The organism is Candidatus Skiveiella danica (assembly GCF_022705245.1).
In the GTDB taxonomy this organism is placed as follows: domain Bacteria; phylum Pseudomonadota; class Gammaproteobacteria; order Burkholderiales; family Burkholderiaceae_C; genus Skiveiella; species Skiveiella danica.
Window position 1 is genome coordinate 1 of the sequence record NZ_JAKJEW010000034.1, and the last position, 20,338, is coordinate 20,338.

19 protein-coding genes are annotated in these 20,338 nt (G+C 65.6%); 11 read left to right on the forward strand and 8 right to left on the reverse strand.

Features of this window, described 5'->3' with window-relative positions; genetic code table 11:
* From ACMUOY_RS16525 to ACMUOY_RS16535, 3 genes are all read right to left on the reverse strand, one after another.
* Positions 1–997: PIN domain-containing protein (locus ACMUOY_RS16525; protein ID WP_413893834.1), on the reverse strand; the 997-nt coding region annotated here is incomplete at its 3' end.
* A gap of 189 nt (positions 998–1,186) precedes the next feature.
* The gene (locus tag ACMUOY_RS16530) at positions 1,187–1,663 is read right to left on the reverse strand and encodes a peroxiredoxin (protein ID WP_413893835.1); all 477 of its coding nucleotides are present in this window, start codon (positions 1,661–1,663) and stop codon (positions 1,187–1,189) included.
* Between the two features lie 121 nt (positions 1,664–1,784).
* Complete coding sequence (locus tag ACMUOY_RS16535) at positions 1,785–2,162, reverse strand: Mth938-like domain-containing protein (protein ID WP_413893836.1); 378 nt, start codon at positions 2,160–2,162, stop codon at positions 1,785–1,787.
* A 91-nt stretch (positions 2,163–2,253) separates the two neighbouring features.
* On the opposite strand from ACMUOY_RS16535, the gene ACMUOY_RS16540 reads away from it, so the two are divergent.
* The 7 genes from ACMUOY_RS16540 (at position 2,254) to ACMUOY_RS16570 (ending at position 8,935) form a co-directional block, all read left to right on the forward strand.
* Positions 2,254–3,480, forward strand: coding sequence for a pyridoxal phosphate-dependent aminotransferase (locus tag ACMUOY_RS16540; protein WP_413893837.1), 1,227 nt, complete (start codon positions 2,254–2,256; stop codon positions 3,478–3,480).
* Positions 3,481–3,552: 72 nt separating this feature from the next.
* Entirely contained in the window at positions 3,553–4,887 is a 1,335-nt protein-coding gene (locus tag ACMUOY_RS16545) for a homoserine dehydrogenase (protein ID WP_413893838.1), read from the forward strand.
* Positions 4,887–6,314 (forward strand): threonine synthase, encoded by a 1,428-nt coding sequence (thrC, locus tag ACMUOY_RS16550; protein ID WP_413893839.1) that lies wholly within the window; start codon positions 4,887–4,889, stop codon positions 6,312–6,314. The genes ACMUOY_RS16545 and thrC overlap by 1 nt, the downstream gene beginning before the upstream one ends.
* A gap of 69 nt (positions 6,315–6,383) precedes the next feature.
* A complete protein-coding gene (gene mobB, locus ACMUOY_RS16555) occupies positions 6,384–6,917 on the forward strand; it encodes a molybdopterin-guanine dinucleotide biosynthesis protein B (protein ID WP_413893840.1) in 534 nt (177 codons plus the stop codon).
* A complete protein-coding gene (glp, locus tag ACMUOY_RS16560) occupies positions 6,914–8,197 on the forward strand; it encodes a molybdopterin molybdotransferase MoeA (protein ID WP_413893841.1) in 1,284 nt (427 codons plus the stop codon). Before mobB ends, glp begins: the two co-directional genes overlap by 4 nt.
* Complete coding sequence (locus ACMUOY_RS16565; RefSeq protein ID WP_413893842.1) at positions 8,194–8,445, forward strand: MoaD/ThiS family protein; 252 nt, start codon at positions 8,194–8,196, stop codon at positions 8,443–8,445. The genes glp and ACMUOY_RS16565 overlap by 4 nt, the downstream gene beginning before the upstream one ends.
* A 16-nt stretch (positions 8,446–8,461) precedes the next feature.
* Positions 8,462–8,935 carry a molybdenum cofactor biosynthesis protein MoaE gene (locus ACMUOY_RS16570; RefSeq protein WP_413893843.1) on the forward strand — a complete coding sequence of 158 codons (474 nt, stop codon included), beginning with the start codon at positions 8,462–8,464 and terminating at the stop codon, positions 8,933–8,935.
* A gap of 32 nt (positions 8,936–8,967) precedes the next feature.
* On the opposite strand, the gene ACMUOY_RS16575 is transcribed toward ACMUOY_RS16570, so the two are convergent.
* A complete protein-coding gene (locus ACMUOY_RS16575) occupies positions 8,968–9,684 on the reverse strand; it encodes a hypothetical protein (RefSeq protein WP_413893844.1) in 717 nt (238 codons plus the stop codon).
* On the opposite strand from ACMUOY_RS16575, the gene clpB reads away from it, so the two are divergent.
* Together clpB and ACMUOY_RS16585 are read left to right on the forward strand one after the other, a co-directional pair.
* Entirely contained in the window at positions 9,631–12,234 is a 2,604-nt protein-coding gene (gene clpB, locus ACMUOY_RS16580) for an ATP-dependent chaperone ClpB (protein ID WP_413893845.1), read from the forward strand. The two genes, ACMUOY_RS16575 and clpB, sit on opposite strands and share 54 nt — an antisense overlap.
* A gap of 82 nt (positions 12,235–12,316) precedes the next feature.
* The gene (locus tag ACMUOY_RS16585) at positions 12,317–13,744 is read left to right on the forward strand and encodes an aldehyde dehydrogenase family protein (RefSeq protein WP_413893846.1); all 1,428 of its coding nucleotides are present in this window, start codon (positions 12,317–12,319) and stop codon (positions 13,742–13,744) included.
* Positions 13,745–13,875: 131 nt separating this feature from the next.
* Here ACMUOY_RS16585 and ACMUOY_RS16590 read toward each other — a convergent pair whose 3' ends face one another.
* From ACMUOY_RS16590 to ACMUOY_RS16600, 3 genes are read right to left on the reverse strand one after another with little or no spacing between them, the layout of a single operon-like run.
* On the reverse strand, positions 13,876–16,629 hold the full coding sequence (locus ACMUOY_RS16590; RefSeq protein ID WP_413893847.1) for a cation-translocating P-type ATPase: 2,754 nt from the start codon (positions 16,627–16,629) through the stop codon (positions 13,876–13,878).
* Positions 16,622–16,951: a MerR family transcriptional regulator gene (locus tag ACMUOY_RS16595; RefSeq protein WP_413893848.1), complete on the reverse strand. Its 330-nt coding sequence runs from the start codon at positions 16,949–16,951 to the stop codon at positions 16,622–16,624. The genes ACMUOY_RS16590 and ACMUOY_RS16595 overlap by 8 nt, the downstream gene beginning before the upstream one ends.
* Before the next feature lie 9 nt (positions 16,952–16,960).
* Positions 16,961–17,932 carry a DnaJ C-terminal domain-containing protein gene (locus ACMUOY_RS16600; RefSeq protein WP_413893849.1) on the reverse strand — a complete coding sequence of 324 codons (972 nt, stop codon included), beginning with the start codon at positions 17,930–17,932 and terminating at the stop codon, positions 16,961–16,963.
* Between the two features lie 139 nt (positions 17,933–18,071).
* Here ACMUOY_RS16600 and ACMUOY_RS16605 point away from each other — a divergent pair, with 139 nt between their 5' ends.
* The gene (locus tag ACMUOY_RS16605; protein WP_413893850.1) at positions 18,072–18,563 is read left to right on the forward strand and encodes a PaaI family thioesterase; all 492 of its coding nucleotides are present in this window, start codon (positions 18,072–18,074) and stop codon (positions 18,561–18,563) included.
* 129 nt (positions 18,564–18,692) lie between these two features.
* Positions 18,693–19,697 carry a hypothetical protein gene (locus ACMUOY_RS16610; RefSeq protein ID WP_413893851.1) on the forward strand — a complete coding sequence of 335 codons (1,005 nt, stop codon included), beginning with the start codon at positions 18,693–18,695 and terminating at the stop codon, positions 19,695–19,697.
* Positions 19,698–19,917: 220 nt separating this feature from the next.
* On the opposite strand, the gene ACMUOY_RS16615 is transcribed toward ACMUOY_RS16610, so the two are convergent.
* Complete coding sequence (locus ACMUOY_RS16615) at positions 19,918–20,085, reverse strand: hypothetical protein (protein ID WP_413893852.1); 168 nt, start codon at positions 20,083–20,085, stop codon at positions 19,918–19,920.
* Positions 20,086–20,338 lie beyond the last annotated feature (253 nt).

Sequence of the window (20,338 nt, forward strand, 5' to 3'; positions counted from 1 at the left end):
TCTCGGTGACACGGGCATACAGACTGGGTTCTCCGGGTGCCTCGAAATAGACAAACTGGTTGATCAGCAGGCTGGGAACGATCGGGCCGGACACGCGGTAGAAGGTGTGAGCGCCCTGTTGCCAGCTCTCGATCGTCTTGCCGTGCTTGCTCCAGAAATCCGGGGGCAGCGCCAGCGAACCGGCATACAGCATGTCGCCGTCTTCCAGCGTCTTGTCATTCTGGTAGTCCTCGGCCGCCAGGCCCAGTGCGCGCGCCTTGACGCGCATGTTGATGTCTTTGGACACCAGCACAACCTCGCGCGGGGACTGCTGTTGCCGTAGCGCCTCCACCACGCCCAGGATCTGGTTGTCAGCCTTGCCCTGGGGCAGGCTGGAGGGGAGCGTGTAGTTCAGGGGCTGGGTCTGGAAGAACAGCTTGCCGCCCGCCTCGCGGTGGCCGGTGGTGTCGAGCTGCAGGCCGGCGGCGATGTCGGCACCGACGGCACCGGCCAGCGCATCCAGGGTCCGGCTGGCCTGGCGGGCATTGCGCGCCACCTCGGTCATGCCTTTCTTGTGGCCGTCGAGTTCTTCCAGCACGATCATGGGCAGGAAGATGTCGTGCTCCTCGAAGCGGAACAGGCACATCGGGTCGTGCATCAACACATTGGTGTCGATCACGAACAGCTTGGCAGGGCCTTTGGCTCGCGGCTTGCGCGCCTCGGGCGCGGCTTTCGGGATGGCGCCACCTTCGCCCTCGCGGCTGCTGGTCGTGCGTCGCCGCGATGCCGGCAGGTTCTCGGCAGCAGCTGGGCTTTTCCCTTCCATTGCTCTGCTTGTGGCATCGGTGGCGCGGAGTTCGGTGTCCTTGGTGTGTGCAGTCGCGTCGGAGCTTGTCTCAGCGCCCGTCGCGGAGGTGGACCTGCGTGGCGCGCGATGGCCGGGTGGTTGGGCAGAGGCGTCAAATGTCGCGGAAGCAAGCAGAGCAGCGCGTTTTGCTGGAGGAGGGGGCAATGGCATGGGTGTTCAGATTCCGGAGCAAGTGGGAGGCAGAGGCGCGTCGGTGTCATCCGCCCGTGGGACGATCCAAAGAAAAAGCCGCCTGGGGACCGAGGCGGCTTTTGCAGCAGGCAGGAATGCGGTGTTCAACGGCATGCGGTCATTATGCATGACCAAGGTGGACGGTTCGGTCCACCGGATGTACGCCGATCAGCCGGCCTTTTTCAGGGCCTTGACGGCCTTGAGGACCTCTTCGACGTGGCCGGGAACCTTGAGTCCGCGCCATTCTTCCTTGAGCGATCCATCCGCGCCGATCAGGAAGGTGCTGCGCTCGATGCCCTTGACCTTCTTGCCGTACATGATCTTGTTCTTGACCACGCCGAACATGTGGCACATCTTCTCTTCGGTGTCGGCAATGAGTTCGAAAGGCAATTCCAGCTTGGCCTTGAATTCATCGTGCGACTTCATGTTGTCGCGCGAGACGCCAAAGACCGTGGCGCCCGCTTTCACGAAATCCTTGTATTTGTCGCGAAACTGCATGGCCTCTGTCGTGCAGCCCGGCGTGTTGTCCTTGGGATAGAAAAACATCACCACTGTATGGCCGAGATGCGACGTGTTGGAAACCTTGACGCCGCTGGTGGCGTTGGCTTCGAATTCTGGAATGGGTTTGTTGACAACGATCGCCATATAGCTTCAATCTCGTGTGACAGGATGAGGTCGTTGGGATGGGCCGGGGAAATTCGTGGTCTGTGCCAGATACTGCGCCGATGGCCCGGCAACCCTCAATTTTACCCTGAAACGCGACCCTTTAGAGGCCCTGCTCCAGAAGCAGGGCCACAATCACGTTGCGTCCTTCGCCCGCCAGGATGTTGTAGGTGCGGCAGGCCGCTGCGGTGTCCATGGTTTCCACGCCGATTCGGCGTGCCATGAGGTCCAGCAGCCATTCCGGCCGTGGAAAGCGCAGCCGTACGCCGCTGCCGAAGATGACGAGTTCAGGGTCCAGTTCCGCCAGCCGGGTGAAGTGGTTGTCCGAAAGCTCGGAAAAATCGGCGCAGTGCCACTCCATGCGCTGGCCGCGGGCACCGATCACCACGCTGTGGGCCACCCGCTCGCCATTGATGGCCACCCAGCCAGGCCCATAGGCGTTGATAACTTGACCGTCGAATGTGTCGGGCTGGATCTTCATGGCTTCACCTGTTGTTGCACCGCACTATGGCCGTGCAGAACTGTGGTCAAATTATAGGTTTCGCCTCTGAATAGCCGTTCCCGGAGGGACATTGAAAACCGTTCTCAAATCAGCCAAGCTTTCCAACGTCTGCTACGACATCCGCGGCCCGATCATGGACGCCGCACGTCAGATGGAGGAAGAGGGCCACAAGATCATCAAGCTCAACATCGGCAATCTGGCCGTGTTCGGCTTCGATAGCCCCGAGGAAATCCAGCAGGACATGATTCGCAACCTGCCGAACTCGGCCGGCTATTCCGACAGCAAGGGCATTTTCGCGGCGCGCAAGGCGGTGATGCATTACACCCAGCAGCAGGGCATCAAGGGCGTGACGCTGGACGACATCTACCTGGGCAATGGGGCCAGCGAGCTGATCGTCATGGCCACCAACGCCTTGCTGGACAACGGCGACGAACTGCTCCTGCCCTCGCCGGACTACCCCTTGTGGACCGCGGCGGCCAGCCTGTCGGGCGGCACCCCGGTGCATTACCGCTGCGACGAGGACAACGGCTGGATGCCCGATCTGGACGATATCCGGGCGAAGATCACGCCCCGCACCAAGGGCATCGTGGTCATCAACCCGAACAACCCGACCGGCGCGCTGTACTCGGACGAACTGCTGAAGGCCATCGTGGCCATCGCCCGCGAAAACGGCCTGGTGATCTTTGCCGACGAGGTGTACGACAAGGTCTTGTATGACGACGCGAAACACACCGCCATCGGCAGCCTGAGTGACGACGTGCTGACGCTCACGTTCAATTCTCTGTCCAAAAGCTACCGCTCCTGCGGCTATCGCGCCGGCTGGATGGTGGTCTCCGGCGACAAGAAGCCGGCCAAAGACTACATCGAAGGCCTGAACATGCTGTCGAACATGCGCCTGTGTTCGAACGTGCCGGGGCAATACGCCATTCAGACGGCGTTGGGCGGCTACCAGAGCATCAACGACCTGATCTGCGAAGGCGGGCGCCTGCGCCGCCAGCGCGATCTGGCCTACGAACTCATCACGGCCATCCCCGGCGTGACGTGTGTCAAGCCGACGGCGGCGCTGTACATGTTCCCGCGCCTGGATCCGAAGATGTATCCGATCGAGGACGATCAGCAGTTCTTCCTCGAGCTGCTGCAGGAAACCCGTGTGATGCTGGTGCAGGGCACGGGTTTCAACTGGCCGGCGCCGGATCATTTCCGCATCGTGTTCCTGCCGCACGAAGACGACCTGCGCGAGGCGATTGGCCGCGTGGCGAGATTCTTGGCGCTGTACCGCAAACGTCACGGAACCTGAGTTGCTTCATTTTCGATAGCGCTAAATGACGGATTGGCGCTGGAATTTCCTTGTTTTAATCAATTAATTGCCATGAAACCGATCCAAGTAGGCCTGCTGGGCATAGGCACCGTGGGCAGCGGCACGTTCAACGTGCTCAAACGCAACCAGCAGGAGATCCAGCGCCGCGCCGGCCGCGGCATCGAGATCACCATGGTGGCCGATCTGGATGTGGCGCGGGCGAGGTCCATCGTCGGCCCGGACGTCACCGTGGTGAACGACGCACGGGCGGTCATTGCCAATCCCGAAATCGACATCGTGATCGAGCTCATCGGCGGCTACGGCATCGCCAAGGCGCTGGTGCTGGAGGCCATCGCGGCGGGCAAGCATGTGGTCACCGCCAACAAAGCTCTGCTGGCGGTGCATGGCACCGAGATTTTTGCGGCCGCTTCCGCCAAGGGCGTGATGGTGGCCTTCGAGGCGGCGGTCGCCGGCGGCATCCCGATCATCAAGGCGCTGCGCGAGGGCCTGACGGCCAACAGCATCCAGTGGATCGCGGGCATCATCAACGGCACCACCAACTTCATCCTGTCCGAGATGCGCGACAAGGGGCTGGACTTTGACGTGGTGCTCAAGGAAGCCCAGCGCCTGGGCTATGCCGAGGCCGACCCCACGTTTGACATCGAAGGCGTGGACGCCGCCCATAAAGCCACGATCATGTCGGCCATCGCGTTTGGCATCCCCGTGCAGTTTGACAAGGCCTATGTCGAAGGCATTACCAAACTCAGTGCCACCGACATCCGGTACGCCGAACAGCTGGGCTACCGCATCAAGCTGCTGGGCATCACCAAGCGCACCCCGAGCGGTGTCGAGTTGCGCGTGCATCCCAGCCTGGTGCCGTCCAAACGCCTGATCGCCAACGTCGAAGGGGCGATGAACGCGGTGGTGGTGCAGGGCGATGCCGTGGGCACCACGCTGTACTACGGCAAGGGTGCGGGCAGCGAACCCACCGCCAGCGCGGTGATCGCCGACCTGGTGGACATCACGCGCCTACACACGGTCGATCCGCTGAACCGCGTGCCCCACCTGGCCTTCCAGCCCCACACGCTGGACCAGGCCATGACGGACCTGCCCGTGCTGCCCATGAGCGAGGTCGTGACTAGCTATTACCTGCGCCTGCGCGTGGCCGACGAGGCCGGCGTGCTGGCCAAGGTGACCGGCATCGTAGCGAATGCCGGCATCAGCATTGACGCGCTGCTGCAGCGCGAGGCGGATGAAGTCGGCGGCGAGGGCGCCACCTCGACCGACCTGATCATCCTGACGCACGACACGCGCGAAGGCACCATGGACGCGGTTCTGGCCGAACTGCAGGCCTTGCCCACTGTGCTGACACCGATCGTCCGCATCCGCAAGGAAGAGCTGAACTGATGCTGTACCTGTCCACCCGCGGCGATCCCGGCCGCAAGCATTTCTGTGAAATCCTGCTCGAAGGCCTGGCGCCTGACGGCGGCCTGTACCTGCCGGAGGCCTATCCGCAGGTCGATGCGGCCACGCTGCAGCGCTGGCGCGAGATCCACGACACGCGCGGGTACGCGGCGCTGGCTTTCGAGGTGCTGTCGCTCTACATCGACGACATCCCCGCTGACGACCTGCGCGTTATCTGCGAGAAGACCTACACCGAGGCCGCCTTCGGCACGCGCGAGATCGTGCCCCTGAAGGAGCTGGAAGACCACTTCTACCTGGAAGCCCTGTCCAACGGCCCCACACTGGCCTTCAAGGACATGGCGATGCAGTTGCTCGGCAACCTGTTCGAGTACGAACTGGGCCGGCGCGGCGAGCAGCTCAACATTCTGGGTGCCACCAGCGGAGACACCGGCAGTGCGGCCGAGTACGCGATGCGCGGCAAGAAGGGCGTGCGTGTCTTCATGACCAGCCCCAACGGGCGCATGAGCCCGTTCCAGCAGGCGCAGATGTTCAGCCTGCTGGACGACAACATCCACAACATCGCCATCGACGGCGTGTTCGACGACTGCCAGGACCTGGTCAAGGCCGTGTCCAACGACCTCGACTTCAAGCGCCGCTACAAGATCGGCACGGTCAATTCGATCAACTGGGCGCGCCTGCTGGCGCAGGTGGTCTATTACTTTGCCGGCTACTTTCAGGCCACACGCGACAACGCCCAGAAGGTCTGCTTCACGGTGCCGTCGGGCAACTTCGGCAACGTCTGCGCCGGTCATGTGGCGCGGCAGATGGGCCTGCCGATCGAGCGCCTGGTGGTGGCCACCAACGAAAACGACGTGCTGGACGAGTTCTTCCGCACCGGCGTATACCGCGTGCGCGGCAGCGCCGACACCCACGAGACCTCCAGCCCGTCGATGGACATCTCCAAGGCCAGCAATTTCGAGCGCTTCGTGTTCGACCTGCTGGGGCGCGACGGCGCGCGGGTCAAGGCCTTGTTCGGTGATGCGTTGTCCCGCGATGGGCGCTTCGATCTGAGCGCCGAGCCGGCCTACCGCGACGCTGCGGCGCGCTACGGCTTCGTCAGCGGCAAAAGCCTGCATGCCGATCGCCTGGCCACGATCCGCGACACCTGGAAGCGCTTTGCGCTGATGATCGACACCCACACCGCCGACGGCGTGAAGGTGGCCCGGGAGCACCTCGTGCCCGGATTGCCGATGATCGTGCTGGAGACGGCGCTGCCGATCAAGTTCGCCGCCACCATTGTCGAAGCCTTGGGTTGCGAGCCGGACCGGCCCGCGAAGTTCGAGGGCATCGAGTCGCTCCCACGGCGTGTGACCGTGATGCCGGCGCAGGTGCAGGCGGTGAAGCGTTTCATCGTCGAGAAATGTGCCTGAAATATGCTTTACCCAGCGTGCTTCGGTCATGAGTAGCTATCGATTTGATATTCCTGAGAAGGTGCCCACATGAAGGTGGTTGGCTTCGCAGGCTTTTCCGGTTCAGGCAAAACCACGCTGGTGGAACAGCTCATCCCCGCGTTGCGCCTGCGTGGCCTGCGGGTTTCGGTGGTCAAGCATGCGCACCACAGCTTCGACATCGACACCGCGGGGAAGGACACCTTCCGGCACCGCGAGGCCGGCGCCTTCGAGGTGGTCGTTGCATCGGGCCGGAGGCTGGCCCTGATGCGGGAGTTTGAACGCGAGGCGTCGCTGAGCGTCCATCAGCTGATTGCGGAGCTGTACGACGGCGTGGACTGGGTGCTGGTCGAAGGATTCAAGGACAGCGACCTGCTGAAGATCGAAGTCTGGCGCGCTGCCTCCGGGCAGCCGGCGCGCTATCCTGAAGACGACTTCGTCGTGTCCGTGGCGACCGATTCGCCGACGTTGCTGCCCGTACCGACCGGGCTGCCGGTGCTGGATTTGAACCAACCCGATGCCATCGCGGGCTGGCTGGTCGACAATCAAGCCCGGTTTGACTACAACGTCGAGTTATACGGATGAAGCCACCCCTCTCTGCGGCGGCGCGCGCGCCCTTGATGTCGCTGGATGATGCACTGGACCGCCTGCTGGCGCAGGTGGAGCCGTTGCGCCGGATCGAATCGGTCTCCACCTTCGAGGCGGACGGCCGGGTGCTGGCGGCGGATCTGGTCGCGGCATTGCAGGTTCCGCCGCAGGACAACGCCTCGATGGACGGCTACGCACTGAAGGCGTCCGACGTCAGCCATGTCGGCGCCGTCCTGCGGGTGACGCAGCGCGTGCCCGCGGGCGCAGCCCCTCACGCGTTGGAGCCGGGCACGGCGGCGCGCATCTTCACCGGGGCACAGATTCCTGCGGGGGCTGACACCGTGGTCATGCAGGAGGAGACAGAGGCCGTCGGGGGCGATTTCCATGCGGTGCGCTTTCATGGCGTCCCTGGGGTTGGCCAGTGGATTCGCCGTGCCGGCGAAGACGTGACGCGGGGCACCGTCGTGCTACCCGGAGGCGAGCGCCTGTCGCCCGCCAGCCTGGGACTGGCGGCAAGCATCGGTTGCGCCCGGCTGGACGTGGTGGCGCGCCCGCGCGTGGCGCTGTTTTCAACGGGCGATGAGCTCGTGATGCCCGGCGACGTCGAGCCGAAGGCCATGCCGGCCGGCGCCATCTACAACTCCAACCGCTTCTTCCTGCGCGCGCTGTTGCACCGGCTGGGCTGCGAGGTCAGTGACCTGGGCATCGTGCCTGACCGGCGCGAGGCGACGGTGGCCGCGCTGAAATCGGCGGCCGACCACCACGACCTCATCCTGACCAGCGGCGGTGTCTCGGTGGGCGAAGAGGACCATATCAAGCCCGCCGTCGAGCAGCTTGGGGCGCTGGACCTGTGGCAGATCGCCATGAAGCCGGGCAAGCCCTTTGCCCATGGGACGGTGCGGCGCGACGCGGGCGCGGGGACGGATGCCGGCCGGGCCTGTCATTTCATCGGTCTGCCGGGCAACCCGGTGTCCAGCTACATCACCTTCCTTTTGCTGGTGCGGCCGTTTTTGCTGCGCTTGCAGGGCGCGCGCGAGATTGCTTTGAAGACCATCGTGCTTCCGGCCCATTTCTCGCTGCGAAAGGCCGACAAACGCCGCGAATTCCTGCGCGTGCGGCGCAATGCGGCAGGCGGACTGGATCTGTTCACCAACCAGAGTTCCGGCGTTCTCACCTCTGTGGTCTGGGGCGACGGCGTGGTGGACAACCCGACGGGGACGACCATTGCCCATGGTGACATGGTTTCCTTCATTCCCTTTTCGGAGTTGCTGGCGTGAGAGTTTCCATCCGCTATTTCGCCTCCATCCGCGAAACACTGGACCGGACGGGCGAAACCGTCGAAACCGGCGCCGTGACACTGGCGGGCCTGCGCGACGAACTCATCGACCGTGGCGGCGCCTACGCAGACAGCCTGGCCCGTGGTCGAGCGGTGCGGCTGGCGCTGAACCAGGTCATGGCGGATGAATCTGCGCTCCTCGTGGAGGGCGCCGAGGTTGGTTTTTTTCCACCGGTGACCGGTGGCTGAGGCAGGGACGCCGACCATGACTGCCCGTGTCAGCATCCAGACCGAGGATTTCGACCTGGCCGCCGAAGTCGCCGCCCTGCGCCAGGGCGACGGGCGCGTCGGCGCCGTATGCAGCTTCGTGGGTACTGTGCGCGACCGTAACGACGGGCAGTCGGTCAGCACGATGGAGCTCGAGCACTATCCCGGCATGACCGAGAAGTCGATCGAGGCCATGATCGACGCGGCCCACCGGCGATTCGACATTCTTGGCGCCCGCGTGATCCATCGGGTAGGCCTGCTGCATCCGCTCGACCAGATTGTGCTGGTGGCCGTCTCGTCGGCACACCGGGGCGAAAGCTTCCAGGCCTGCGAGTTCCTGATGGATTACCTCAAGACCCAGGCACCCTTCTGGAAAAAGGAACAGACGCCCGAAGGGGCGCGCTGGGTCGATGCACGCGTGAGTGATGACGCTGCTCTCGCAAAGTGGGGCATTCAGGCAACCAATTCCTGAGCGCAGGGCGTTTCCCGGTCGCCCGGTCACCGTCAGTTCAGGTATTTCGGTTTGTCGCCGGCCGACGGGGCCGTCGCAGGGCGTGAATCCGTGGCGCCTTCACCCAGCCAGCCCGATGATTCGAGGGCCTTGTCGATCAGGTGAAGGAAGCCGTTCAGGTTGTTGCTTTCCAGGCCGACCTTGAAGCTGCGCGGTTTGGGCGTCCCGGGGCGCTTTTCCCGAAAGTCCAACTCGAGGCGGCCATCGCTCAGGTTCCGCAGGCCGACTTCGGTGACGAGCAAGGGGTCCGCGCCCAGGGGCAATTGCTTCGGCTGGCTGCGAAAAGGGGTCTTGAAATCCGCATTCTGCAGGGATTCCTGGCGCTGGAAGTCCGCCAGCATTTGTCGCGTATGTCCGTCCGACAGCGCGGCAGCGGCGCGGGACGGGTCGCGCGCGCCCTCCGCCAAGGCAACCCGATCAGTGACCACGGCATTCAGGCTGGGCCATAGCTTCAGGCAGAGGCGCCGTGTCAGCCATACCCGCAGTTCGTCGTCGGTTGACGTGTTCATCCGCACCAGAATCCGGTCTTCATCGGGGTGGTAGCGCGCTGAAAGCTGATCGAGTTTCATGCGCCTGATTCTAGTCAGTGCGCACGGCACGCCAGACCTTGAAAACCCCTTCGCAGACCGCAGATGGCCTGCAACCGGAGGATTTTCATGCGACACGACAAACTCACCACCAAGTTCCAGGAAGCGCTGGCCGACGCGCAATCATTGGCCTTGGGCGCGGACAACGCCTACATTGAACCCGCCCACTTGCTGGTGGCCATGCTGAAACAGGAGGACGGCCCGAAAGCGCTGCTGCAGCGCGCCGGCGTCAATGTGCCCGGCCTGCTGGCCGCCGGCGAGGCGGCCATCAAGCGCCTGCCCGAGGTCCAAGGCCAGGAGCAGGTCCAAGTTGGCCCGGAACTGGCCAAGCTGTTGCAGGCCACCGAGAAGGAATCGATCAAGCGCGGCGACCAGTTCATCGCGGGCGAGTTGTACCTGCTCGCGCTGGCCGACAGCAAGGCCGAGATCGGCAACCTGGCCCGTGCCAATGGCCTGACCCGCAAGAGCCTGGAAGCCGCCATCGAGGCGGTGCGGGGCGGGCAGGGCGTCAACAGCGCCGACGCCGAGGGCCAGCGCGAGGCCCTCACCAAGTACACCATCGACCTGACCGAGCGCGCCCGCATGGGCAAGCTGGACCCGGTGATCGGCCGCGACGACGAGATCCGCCGCGCCATCCAGGTGCTGCAGCGCCGCACCAAGAACAACCCGGTGCTGATCGGCGAGCCCGGCGTGGGCAAGACCGCCATCGTCGAAGGCCTGGCGCAGCGCATCGTGGCCGGCGAAGTGCCCGATTCGCTCAAGGGCAAGCGCGTGCTGAGCCTGGACATGGCGGCGCTGCTGGCCGGTGCCAAGTTCCGCGGCGAGTTCGAGGAGCGCCTGAAGAACGTGCTCAAGGAACTCGCCAAGGACGAAGGCCAGACCATCGTCTTCATTGACGAACTGCACACCATGGTGGGCGCTGGCAAGGCCGAGGGCGCCATGGACGCGGGCAACATGCTCAAGCCCGCGCTGGCGCGCGGCGAACTGCATTGCGTGGGCGCCACCACGCTGGACGAATACCGCAAGTACATCGAAAAAGACGCCGCACTGGAACGCCGCTTCCAGAAGATCCTGGTCGGCGAGCCGACGGTGGAGGCGACGATTGCCATCCTGCGCGGGCTGAAGGAGCGCTACGAGGTGCACCACGGCGTGGACATCACCGACCCGGCTATCGTGGCCGCGGCCGAGCTGTCCAACCGCTACATCACCGACCGCTTCCTGCCCGACAAGGCGATCGACCTGATCGACGAGGCGGCGTCCAAGATCAAGATTGAGCTGGACTCCAAGCCCGAGGTGATGGACAAGCTCGATCGCCGGTTGATCCAGCTGCAGATCGAGCGCGAGGCGGTCAAGAAGGAAAAGGACGAGGCCTCGCAGAAGCGCTTCGAGTTGATCAACGAGGAAATCGGCACGCTGCAGAAGGAGATCGCCGACCTCGACGAGATCTGGAAGTCGGAGAAAGCCACCGCGCAGGGCAGCGCCCAGGTGCGCGAGGAGATCGACAAGCTCAAGTTCCAGATCGATGAGCTGACCCGCAAGGGTGACTTCAACAAGGTGGCCGAGCTGCAGTATGGGCAACTGCCCGCGCTGGAAAAGCGCCTGAAAGAAGCCCAGGCCGCCGAAGCCGGCCGCAGCGCCAGCTCTGCGCCGCGTCTGTTGCGCACGCAGGTCGGGGCCGAGGAGATTGCCGAGGTGGTGTCTCGCGCCACCGGCATTCCCGTTGCCAAGATGATGCAAGGCGAGAAGGACAAGCTGCTGCAGATGGAAGGCAAGCTGCACGAGCGCGTGGTGGGGCAGGACGAGGCCATCTCGGCCGTCGCCAATGCCATTCGCCGTTCACGCTCGGGCCTGTCCGACCCCAACCGGCCCACCGGCTCCTTCCTGTTCCTGGGCCCGACCGGTGTCGGCAAGACCGAGCTGTGCAAGGCGCTGGCGGGCTTCCTGTTCGACAGCGAAGAGCACCTGGTGCGCATCGACATGAGCGAGTTCATGGAAAAGCATTCCGTGGCCCGCCTGATCGGCGCGCCCCCGGGCTACGTGGGCTATGAGGAAGGCGGCTACCTGACCGAAGCCGTGCGCCGCAAGCCCTACGCCGTGTTGCTGCTCGACGAGGTGGAGAAAGCGCACCCCGATGTGTTCAACGTGCTCTTGCAGGTGCTCGACGATGGCCGCCTGACTGACGGCCAGGGCCGCACCGTGGACTTCAAGAACACCGTGATCGTCATGACCAGCAACATCGGTTCGCCGGTCATCCAGCAGATGGTGGGCCAGCCCTACGAGGACATCAAGGATGCGGTGACGGACGAGCTGAAGAACTACTTCCGCCCCGAGTTCCTGAACCGCATTGACGAGACCGTGGTGTTCCACCCGCTGGACGCGAAGAACATCGAGTCCATCGCGCGCATCCAGCTCAAGGTACTGGAAGCCCGCCTGGAAAAGATGGAGCTCACGCTGCAGGTGTCCGAGGCCGCCACCGCCGAACTGGCCAAGGTGGGTTTCGACCCGGTGTTCGGCGCACGGCCCCTGAAGCGCGCGATCCAGCAGCGCATCGAGAACCCGCTGTCCAAGCTGCTGCTCGAAGGGCGCTTCCTGCCCAAGGCAGTGATCACGGTGGATGTGGACACGGTGCGCGAACCCGGCGTGTTCCGCTTCGGCGGCACATCGACGACCTGAGCCGGGCCGGCCTCCAGCGACGATCGCCGCGCTGGAGGTTCCGCTCTAAACGGGGCAGGGTGGGGGTCCTATCATCGTTGGCATGACCCACGAGACCCTGCCCATGCATGCCCTTTTTGACGCCCAGTACCAGGCCAGCCGTGCCCAGATGGAGGTGCCGCTGGCCTTGCGCCGTGACCGGCTGCGCCGACTGCGCCGACTGATCGATGGCAACACCAAGGCGCTTTGCGCCGCGGTGGAGGCCGATTTTGGCGTGCGCTCGCGCAATGTCACCGAAGTGGCCGACCTATTCATGCTGCGCAGCCTGATCAGCCACCTGAACACGCACCTGCCGCGCTGGATGAAGCCGATCAAGGTGGCCACGCCGGTTTATCTCAAACCCGCCACCGCCTACATCCAGCGCCAGCCGCTGGGGGTCGTGGGGGTCATCTCCCCCTGGAATTACCCGGTTCAGCTCGCCTTTGCCCCTGCCGCCACGGCGCTGGCCGCGGGCAACCGCGTGATGCTCAAACCCAGTGAGCTGACGCCGTTGACCAGCGAACTGATGGCGGATCTGGTGCATGACGCGTTCGACGAAGAGGAGTTCAGCGTCATCCAGGGCGATGCCGCGCTGGCCGCGCGGTTTGCCACCCTGCCGTTTGACCATCTGTTTTTCACCGGATCCACCGCGATCGGCCGCAAGGTCGCCGCCGAGGCGGCGGCGAACCTCACACCGATGACGCTGGAGCTGGGCGGAAAGTCGCCCTGCATCATCGACAAGACCTGCGACCTGAACGATGCCGCGATCAAGATCGCCCATGGCAAGCTGCTCAATGCCGGCCAGACTTGTATTGCGCCCGACTATGTGCTGCTGCCACGTGGACAGGAGGCGAAGTTTGAAAAGGCTTTTGCCGCTGCGGTCAAGCGCCTGTTCCCCCGCATTGAAGGCAATCCCGACTACACCAGCCTGTTGAATGATCGTTACTTCGAGCGCATGCAGGCCATGCTGGCCGATGCGCAGGCCAAGGGCGCGACGCTGAAGGTCATCGATCCCCAGGGCGCAGCGGCGTCGCCAGCCAACAGCGCCAGCCGCCAGATGGCCCCGGTGCTGGTGTTCGACACGGCGAGCGGCATGCGGGTGATGGAAGAGGAAATCTTCGGTCCGATCCTGCCGGTGCTGTCCTACGGCACGCTGGATGAGGCCATCGGCATCATCAACGCCCGGCCACGGCCACTGGCCTTGTACTGGTTCGGTACCAGCAACTCGGCGCGCGACAAGGTGCTGAACAACACCGTGAGCGGGGGCGTCTCGGTGAATGACACCCTGATGCATATCGCCCACGAGAACCTGCCCTTTGGCGGCGTGGGCGACAGCGGCTGGGGCGCCTACCACGGCCATATCGGCTTCCTGCGCCTGACCCATGAAAAGGGCGTATTGGTCCAGTCGCGCCTGGGTGTGGGCTCGCTGTTCTACCCTCCGTACGGTGTGCGCTTCGAGCAGGTCATCGCCATGCTCAAGCGGGTGCTCTGAAGGCGGATGGTTTGCTCCGCGGCGGATCAAGATCGATCCTGAAAATATAGCAGGATATGACCATTTGACGATGGGTTTTGGCCCATTCAGGTCGAAAAACCGTTGAAAATGCGCTTTTTCACCCGCAGGCGTCAGGTCGCCGGCGACTTGAGGCGCTGTTTCTTCCAGATCGCGCCCCGACGGGTCAGCCCCAGCCAGGCGCCAACCCCCACAATCATTGCGAAGGCTGCAGCAAACCCGGTGCTGTCGGGCTGCGCAAAGTGCATGACATTGCGCAGCCAGGGCACCAGGTTGACCGCGACCAGCAGCAGCAGCACGGCCGCGGCCATGCGAAGCAGCCAGGGGTTGGTCTGCCGGGGTTCGCCCGCCTGGGCGCGGCGCGGGCTGCGGTTGGCCAGCACCAGCAGGAAGACGCCGCATACCAGCGCCATGAACACCACGGCGCGCGCGCTGTCCTCGCCCAGGCCCAGACCTTGGCCGAAGTCCAGGCCCCAGGTTTGCGGCGCGCCCATGAGGCCGGTCAGCACAGCGTAGCCCAGGAGCAGGATGGCCGCCAGCCCGATGCCCTGGACCAGGCCGATCCCCAGGTTGGCCAGCGCGAATGGTGAGGCATCGCGCGCACGCGGCGACCGCGTCATGAGGTCGGCCGCCTCGCGCTCGGCCTCGAAGACGATCGAGCAGGCCGGGTCGATGAGCAGTTCCAGCAGCACGATGTGCACCGGCAGCAGCAGCGCCGGCCAGTGCAGCAGCGCGGGGACCAGCGTCAGCAGGATCACAGGCATGTGCACCGCGAACACGAAGCGCGTGGCGTGGGAGATGTTGTCGTAGATGCGCCGGCCCTGGCGGATGGCGGCGACGATGCTGGCGAAGCTGTCGTCCAGCAGAACCAGCGCCGCAGCCTCGCGTGCGACGTCGGTGCCGCGCTGGCCCATGGCCACGCCGACGTCCGCGGCCTTCAGCGCGGGCGCATCGTTGACGCCGTCGCCGGTCATGGCGACGACTTCGCCGTCCTGCTGCAGCAGTTGGACCAGGCGCAGCTTCTGCTCGGGCTGCAGGCGCGCGCACAGGTCCACCTGGCGCAAGCGGGTGCGCAGGGCGTCGTCGCCCAGCGCAGCGATCTCGGGGCCGGTCAGCACGGCGGGCCGATCGCTCAGGCCGACCTGGCGGGCGATCGCGCTGGCCGTGGCCGGGTGGTCGCCGGTCATCATGATCACGCGCACGCCGGCGGCGCGGCATTCGGCCAGCGCGGCGGGCACGTCGGAGCGCGGCGGGTCCATGAAGGCGACCAGGCCCAGGAAGCTGAAGCTGAAGTCGTGCTGGCTGGCGGGCCAGTTCGCGGACGAACCCGTCGTGACGGCTGCGCCTGCGTTTGCGTCCACGGGGCCCTGCCACGTCCCCCGCGCGACGCCAAGCACACGCAGGCCGCGTTCGGCCATCGCCAGCACCTCGGCGGCGATGGCGTCGCGTTCGGGCTGCGCCAGGTGGCACAGGTCCATCACGGCTTCGGGCGCGCCCTTGGTGGCCAGCAGGTGCTCGTTCGGCCCCTCGCGGGCAAACACCAGCGTCATGGCCAGGATGTCCGGCGAGAGGGCGTAGGCCGTCGCGGGGGTCCAGTCGGCGTGGACATGTTCGGTGCCTTCCAGCCAGTGACGGCCGAACTGCTGGATGGCTTTCTCCATCGGATCGAACGGGTCGGCGGGCGTGGCCAGCAGGGCGAATTCGGTCAGGGCGTGGAAGGGCTCGGGCAGGCCGGTCGCGCCTTCCGGGCTGAAGCTGGCACCGCCAGCCCTTAGCTCGGCCACACGCATGACGTTCTGCGTCAGCGTGCCGGTCTTGTCGGTGGCCAGCACGGTGATGGCGCCCAGCGCCTCGACCGCCGACATGCGCCGCGTCAGCACCTTGTTCTGCGAGATGCGCCAGGCGCCCAGCGCCAGGAACACGGTGAGGATCACCGGAATTTCCTCGGGCAGGATGGCCATGGCCAGCGCAATGCCCGACAGCACGCTGGCCAGCAGGGAATGGCCGTCCCACAGCCAGCCGAGCAGGATCTGCGCGGTGGCCAGCAACAACCCGGCCACGGTGAGCTGCACGATCAGGCGGCGTGACGCCTGCTGCAGGCCCGAGGAGGGTTCCGTAGTGGCGGCCAGCGCCTGGCCGATACGGCCCACGGCCGTGGCGGTGCCGGTGGCGCTGACCCGCGCCAGCCCCACACCCTTGGTGACCACGGTGCTGGCAAACAGATGGGGTGTGCCGTCGCCGCCGGGCGTGGCCGGGGCGCCTGCGGCGGTGGCGTCGGGCGGCGAGGCCACCGTGAGAGGGCCAGAGGTCGCAGGCGGCACGGGCTGATCGGGTTCGGGCGCTGGCAGCTTATCCACGGGCACGGCTTCGCCGGTCAGCAGCGATTCGTCCACGGTCAGCTGGCCTTGCACGAGCAGGGCATCGGCGGCGACCCGGTCGCCTTCGTGCAGCACCAGCAGGTCGCCGCGCACCACGTCGCGACCGGCGATGCGCTGCTCCGCGCCATCGCGAATCACCAGTGCGCGCGGCGCGGAGAGGTCGCGCAGGGATTCCAGCGCGCGCTGCGTCTTGCGCTCCTGCGCCAGCGTGATGCCGATCACCACGAACACAAAGGCCAGCAGCAGCGCGGCTTCGGCGCGGTCGCCCAGCAGCAGGTAGATGCCGCCGGCCACCAGCAGCATCAGGAACATGGGCTCGGTGAACACGCCGCGCACCATGTCCCACAGCGTGCGCGGGGCGCTGCCGGGCAGCAGGTTGGGGCCGTCGCGGGTCAGACGGGCAGCGGCGTCCGCAGCGCCCAAGCCGGCGGGTTGCGCGGCTTCTCCAGGGGGTTGACCGGCCCTGTCTGGCGCAAAGGTATCAGGCATCCAGTCCCGCCGCCCTCAGGCGTTGGCGCAGGCGCACCACTTCCTCGATCAGGTCGGCCGCCAGCGCGGCGATTTCGGGGCCGGCCTCGAACGTGGTTTCAAGGTTGCACAGGCGGCGCGCGCGCACCAGGCTGGCGCTGGCAAAGCGCCACTGTCCCGGCGGCGCGGTGGAGGCGTCCAGAAAGCCGGACTCGACGCGCTCGATGACCCAATCGGGCGGCACGCGGCAGGCACGCGCCAGTTCCTCCAGACTCAGGGCAACTTCTTCGAGCAGGTCACCGGCGAGTGCCTGGTTCACGGTGATGGCAGTGGTGGTGTTCATGGTCCGGCCTCACAGTCCGGCGCGCGGGTCAAAGGGCAGTTCGCGCGCCATGGTTTCATACAGTTCACGGGCTTTGGGCGTGTCAGCCGGCGGCAGCGCGAGTTCGAGTTCGAGGTACATGTCGCCAGCCGGATCGGTGGCGCCGCGGCCGGGGATGCCGTGACCCTTCAGGCGCAGCTTGCGGCCTTTTTTCCAGCCGGCGGGCACGGTGACCTGCACCCGGCTGGTGGGCGTGGGCACCTCGATCTGCGCGCCCAGCGCCGCTTCCCAGGGTGCCAGCGGCAGGCTGGCCGTGACGTCGCGGCCCTGAACCCGGTAGCGGGCGTCGGGCTTGAAAGACACTTCGAGGTACAGGTCGCCCGCCGGACCGCCCGCGTGGCCGGGGCCCCCCTGGCCGCCCAGGCGGATCTGCTGGCCTTCGATCACGCCCTTGGGGATCTTGACGCTGAGCGTTCGGTCTTCGGCCACCACATGGCCGCTATCGTCGAGCCGGGCGCCGCGCAGGCTGATGTTGCGCTCGGCGCCCAGATACGCGTCGAGCAGGTCCAGTTCGATCTTGGCGTGGTGGTCGGTGCCACGCTCGGGTTGCGGCTCGCGGCGGTGGCTTCTGCCGCCGCCTGCACCGGCGCCGGCGTGACGGGCGCGGCCAAAGAGCTGCTCAAAGAAGTCGCTGTAGTCCTCGCCAGGCCCACCACTGCCTGCACCGTCTGAGAACTCGAAGCCTGCGTCCCAGTTGGGTGGCGGGCGGAAGTCACGCTGGCCGGGGGGCTGGTTGCCCAGCGCGTCGTAGGCAATCCGCTTCTCGGGGTCGGACAGCACAGCCTGTGCTTCATTGAGCTCGGCCATCCGGGCTTGTGCGTCGGGCTCCTTGCTCACGTCCGGGTGGTACTTGCGGGCCAGCTTGCGAAAGGCCTTCTTGATTTCGTCGGCGGTGGCGGTCTTTTCCACTCCGAGAATCTTGTAGTAGTCCTTGAATTCCATGACGGTTCCCTGAAGTTGAGCGCGTTCGTGTCCATTCTGGCGCAACCCGTGCGTCGTGACCATGCGCTGTCGCACATCCGACCGGTTTGTGCCAGGGCAAGCGGTAGGATGCTGCCTCTTTGACTCCTTGGTGGTTTGCGTGACCGACTATCCATCTGAACAACCGGTGGCAGGCACCGCGCTGGACATACCCGAAGGTTTTCGCGCGGTCACTGTGGGCGGACCCTTCATGGCCCATACCGGCCCGTTGTATGCGCGCTGGACCGGCGAACGCCTGCAGTTGGGCTTTCGCGTGGAACACCGGCACACCAACCCGCTGAACATCTGCCACGGCGGCATGATGGCCAGCTTTGCCGACATGCTGCTGCCGTGCGCGTCGATGTACCAGGGCAGCGGCGAGCGGCGTTTTCTGCCCACCATCAGCCTGCAGGTGGATTACCTGGGCGCCAGCCCGCTGGGCGCCTGGGTGCAGGGCGAAGGGGACGTGCTGCGCACCACGCGCAACATGCTGTTCGCGCAGGGCCTGGTCACCGCCGACGGCGTGCCGGTGCTACGCGTGAGCGGCATCTTCAAGATGGGCGCGCTGATCGGTGACGGCACGGACCGCGATCCGTTGCGGTTGCGGCGCTGAAGCCGCAGCCTGTCGCGCCAGGCGGACAGGCAGGGGTTCTTACGATTCACCACCAAGGCGCTCGCGCACTACACTGGTGCGCTCCAGGCCCGCGCGCGGGTCGCCTTCGCTCGACGCCACCCAACCACCATGAACAGACCGGACGCCCGTCATCCACCCGTCGCACCGACTGCAATCTCGCGACCTTGGCTGGCACGCCTGCATCCCGGCCTATTCGGCATGGTGCTGGGGATTCTGGGTCTGTCGGGCGCCTGGCAGCGGCTAGGTCACCTGGATGTGGGAGGAGCTGCAGATGTTTCTGCCGTGCTGCTGATCGTGGGCGTCGTGTTGCTGGTGGTGTTGCTCGTGCTGTGGGGCGTCAAGGCGCTGCGCTTCCCCGCTGTGGTTCGCCAGGAGTGGAGCCACCCGGTGCAGGGTGCGCTCCTGGCGTTGCTGCCGGTCAGCACCCTGATGGCGGTGGCGCTGCTAGTGCCGCGTCATCCGGAACTGACGGGGGTGGCGTTCCCGGTGGCGATGCTGGCCTTGGCGTTCCAGGGAACGATGGCCTGGCATGTGGTGGCGGCCTTGTCCACCGGGCAGACCCCGCCTGAACTGGTGACGCCGGCGCTGTACCTGCCCACGGTGCCGGGCGGCTTTGTCGGCGCCATGGCGCTGGATGCGCTGGGTTGGCACGGCTGGGCCACCTTGCTGGTCGGCATGGGGCTGGGCGCGTGGGCGTTGCTGGAAATGCGCATTCTCAACCGCCTGTTTGCCGGCCCCCTGCCACCCGCGTTGCGGCCTACATTGGGCATCGAGATGTCACCGGCAGCGGTGGGCGCACTGGCGACGGTGACCCTTTGGCCAAGCCTGCCGGCCGACGTGCTGATGGTGATGCTGGGCGTGGCCAGCGGCCCGGTGCTGGCGGTGCTGACACGCTGGCGCTATTGGGCGGCGGTGCCGTTCAACGTCGGTTTCTGGTCGTTTTCATTTCCGCTCGCGGCCCTGTCGGGCGCTGCAGTGGAAGCAGTGGGCCATGGCGGCTGGCCCGTGGCGGTGGCGATGAGCGCCGTGGGTATGGCGTCCGCTGTGGTGACTTTTCTGGCGCTCAAGACTGTGGTGTTGACCGCGCGAGGAAAATTGTTGCCACCGGTGTGATCGATGATGCTACTCTAATGATAGCTCATGAAAGCCGCTCGGCGCTGGGAAAGGGCCGAAATTGCTTGTTTTCGGGTGGAACTGGCGCTGGCACGGTGATCTTGAGGCTACCGGCGGAGACCGGCCGGGCATGTGCCGCGCCGGGACTGTGGCGCCCCCCAAAGGGCTGAGGGCGGCGGGCTGAGCGTGGCGCGTCGGTGTAACGCGCCAGCCTACAAGATCAACCGCCCTTTTTCGCGCGCTTGCCGGGGTTCTTCTTGCTGCGGGTGGCGGTGCCACGCTCGAGGCTGCGTTTCTGGCCCTTGCCGGTGGTTGTGGTCTGGCCCGCCACGGGAATGGGGCGAGGGGTGGCTTTGCGGTCGGCTTCGGTTCTGATTTTCTGGGGCATGGTGACTCCTGTCGATAGGGATGAAATAACCCTCAATTAAGCCACAGAGAAAGGGCCCGCCATGGCGGGCCCTTTTTTCGGGTCGAGGGTGGCGCGCCGTTCGGCTCCGGCGGTCATGCCTGTGTCAGGCGAAGGTGTCGCCCATCAGCGTGCTGAACCACTGGCCCATATCCTGGAAGTTGTCGCTGTTCCAGCCGGTCGAAGCCCCTGAACTGGCTGCCACCGGGGCCATGGCCAAGGTCGCCGGGTTGTA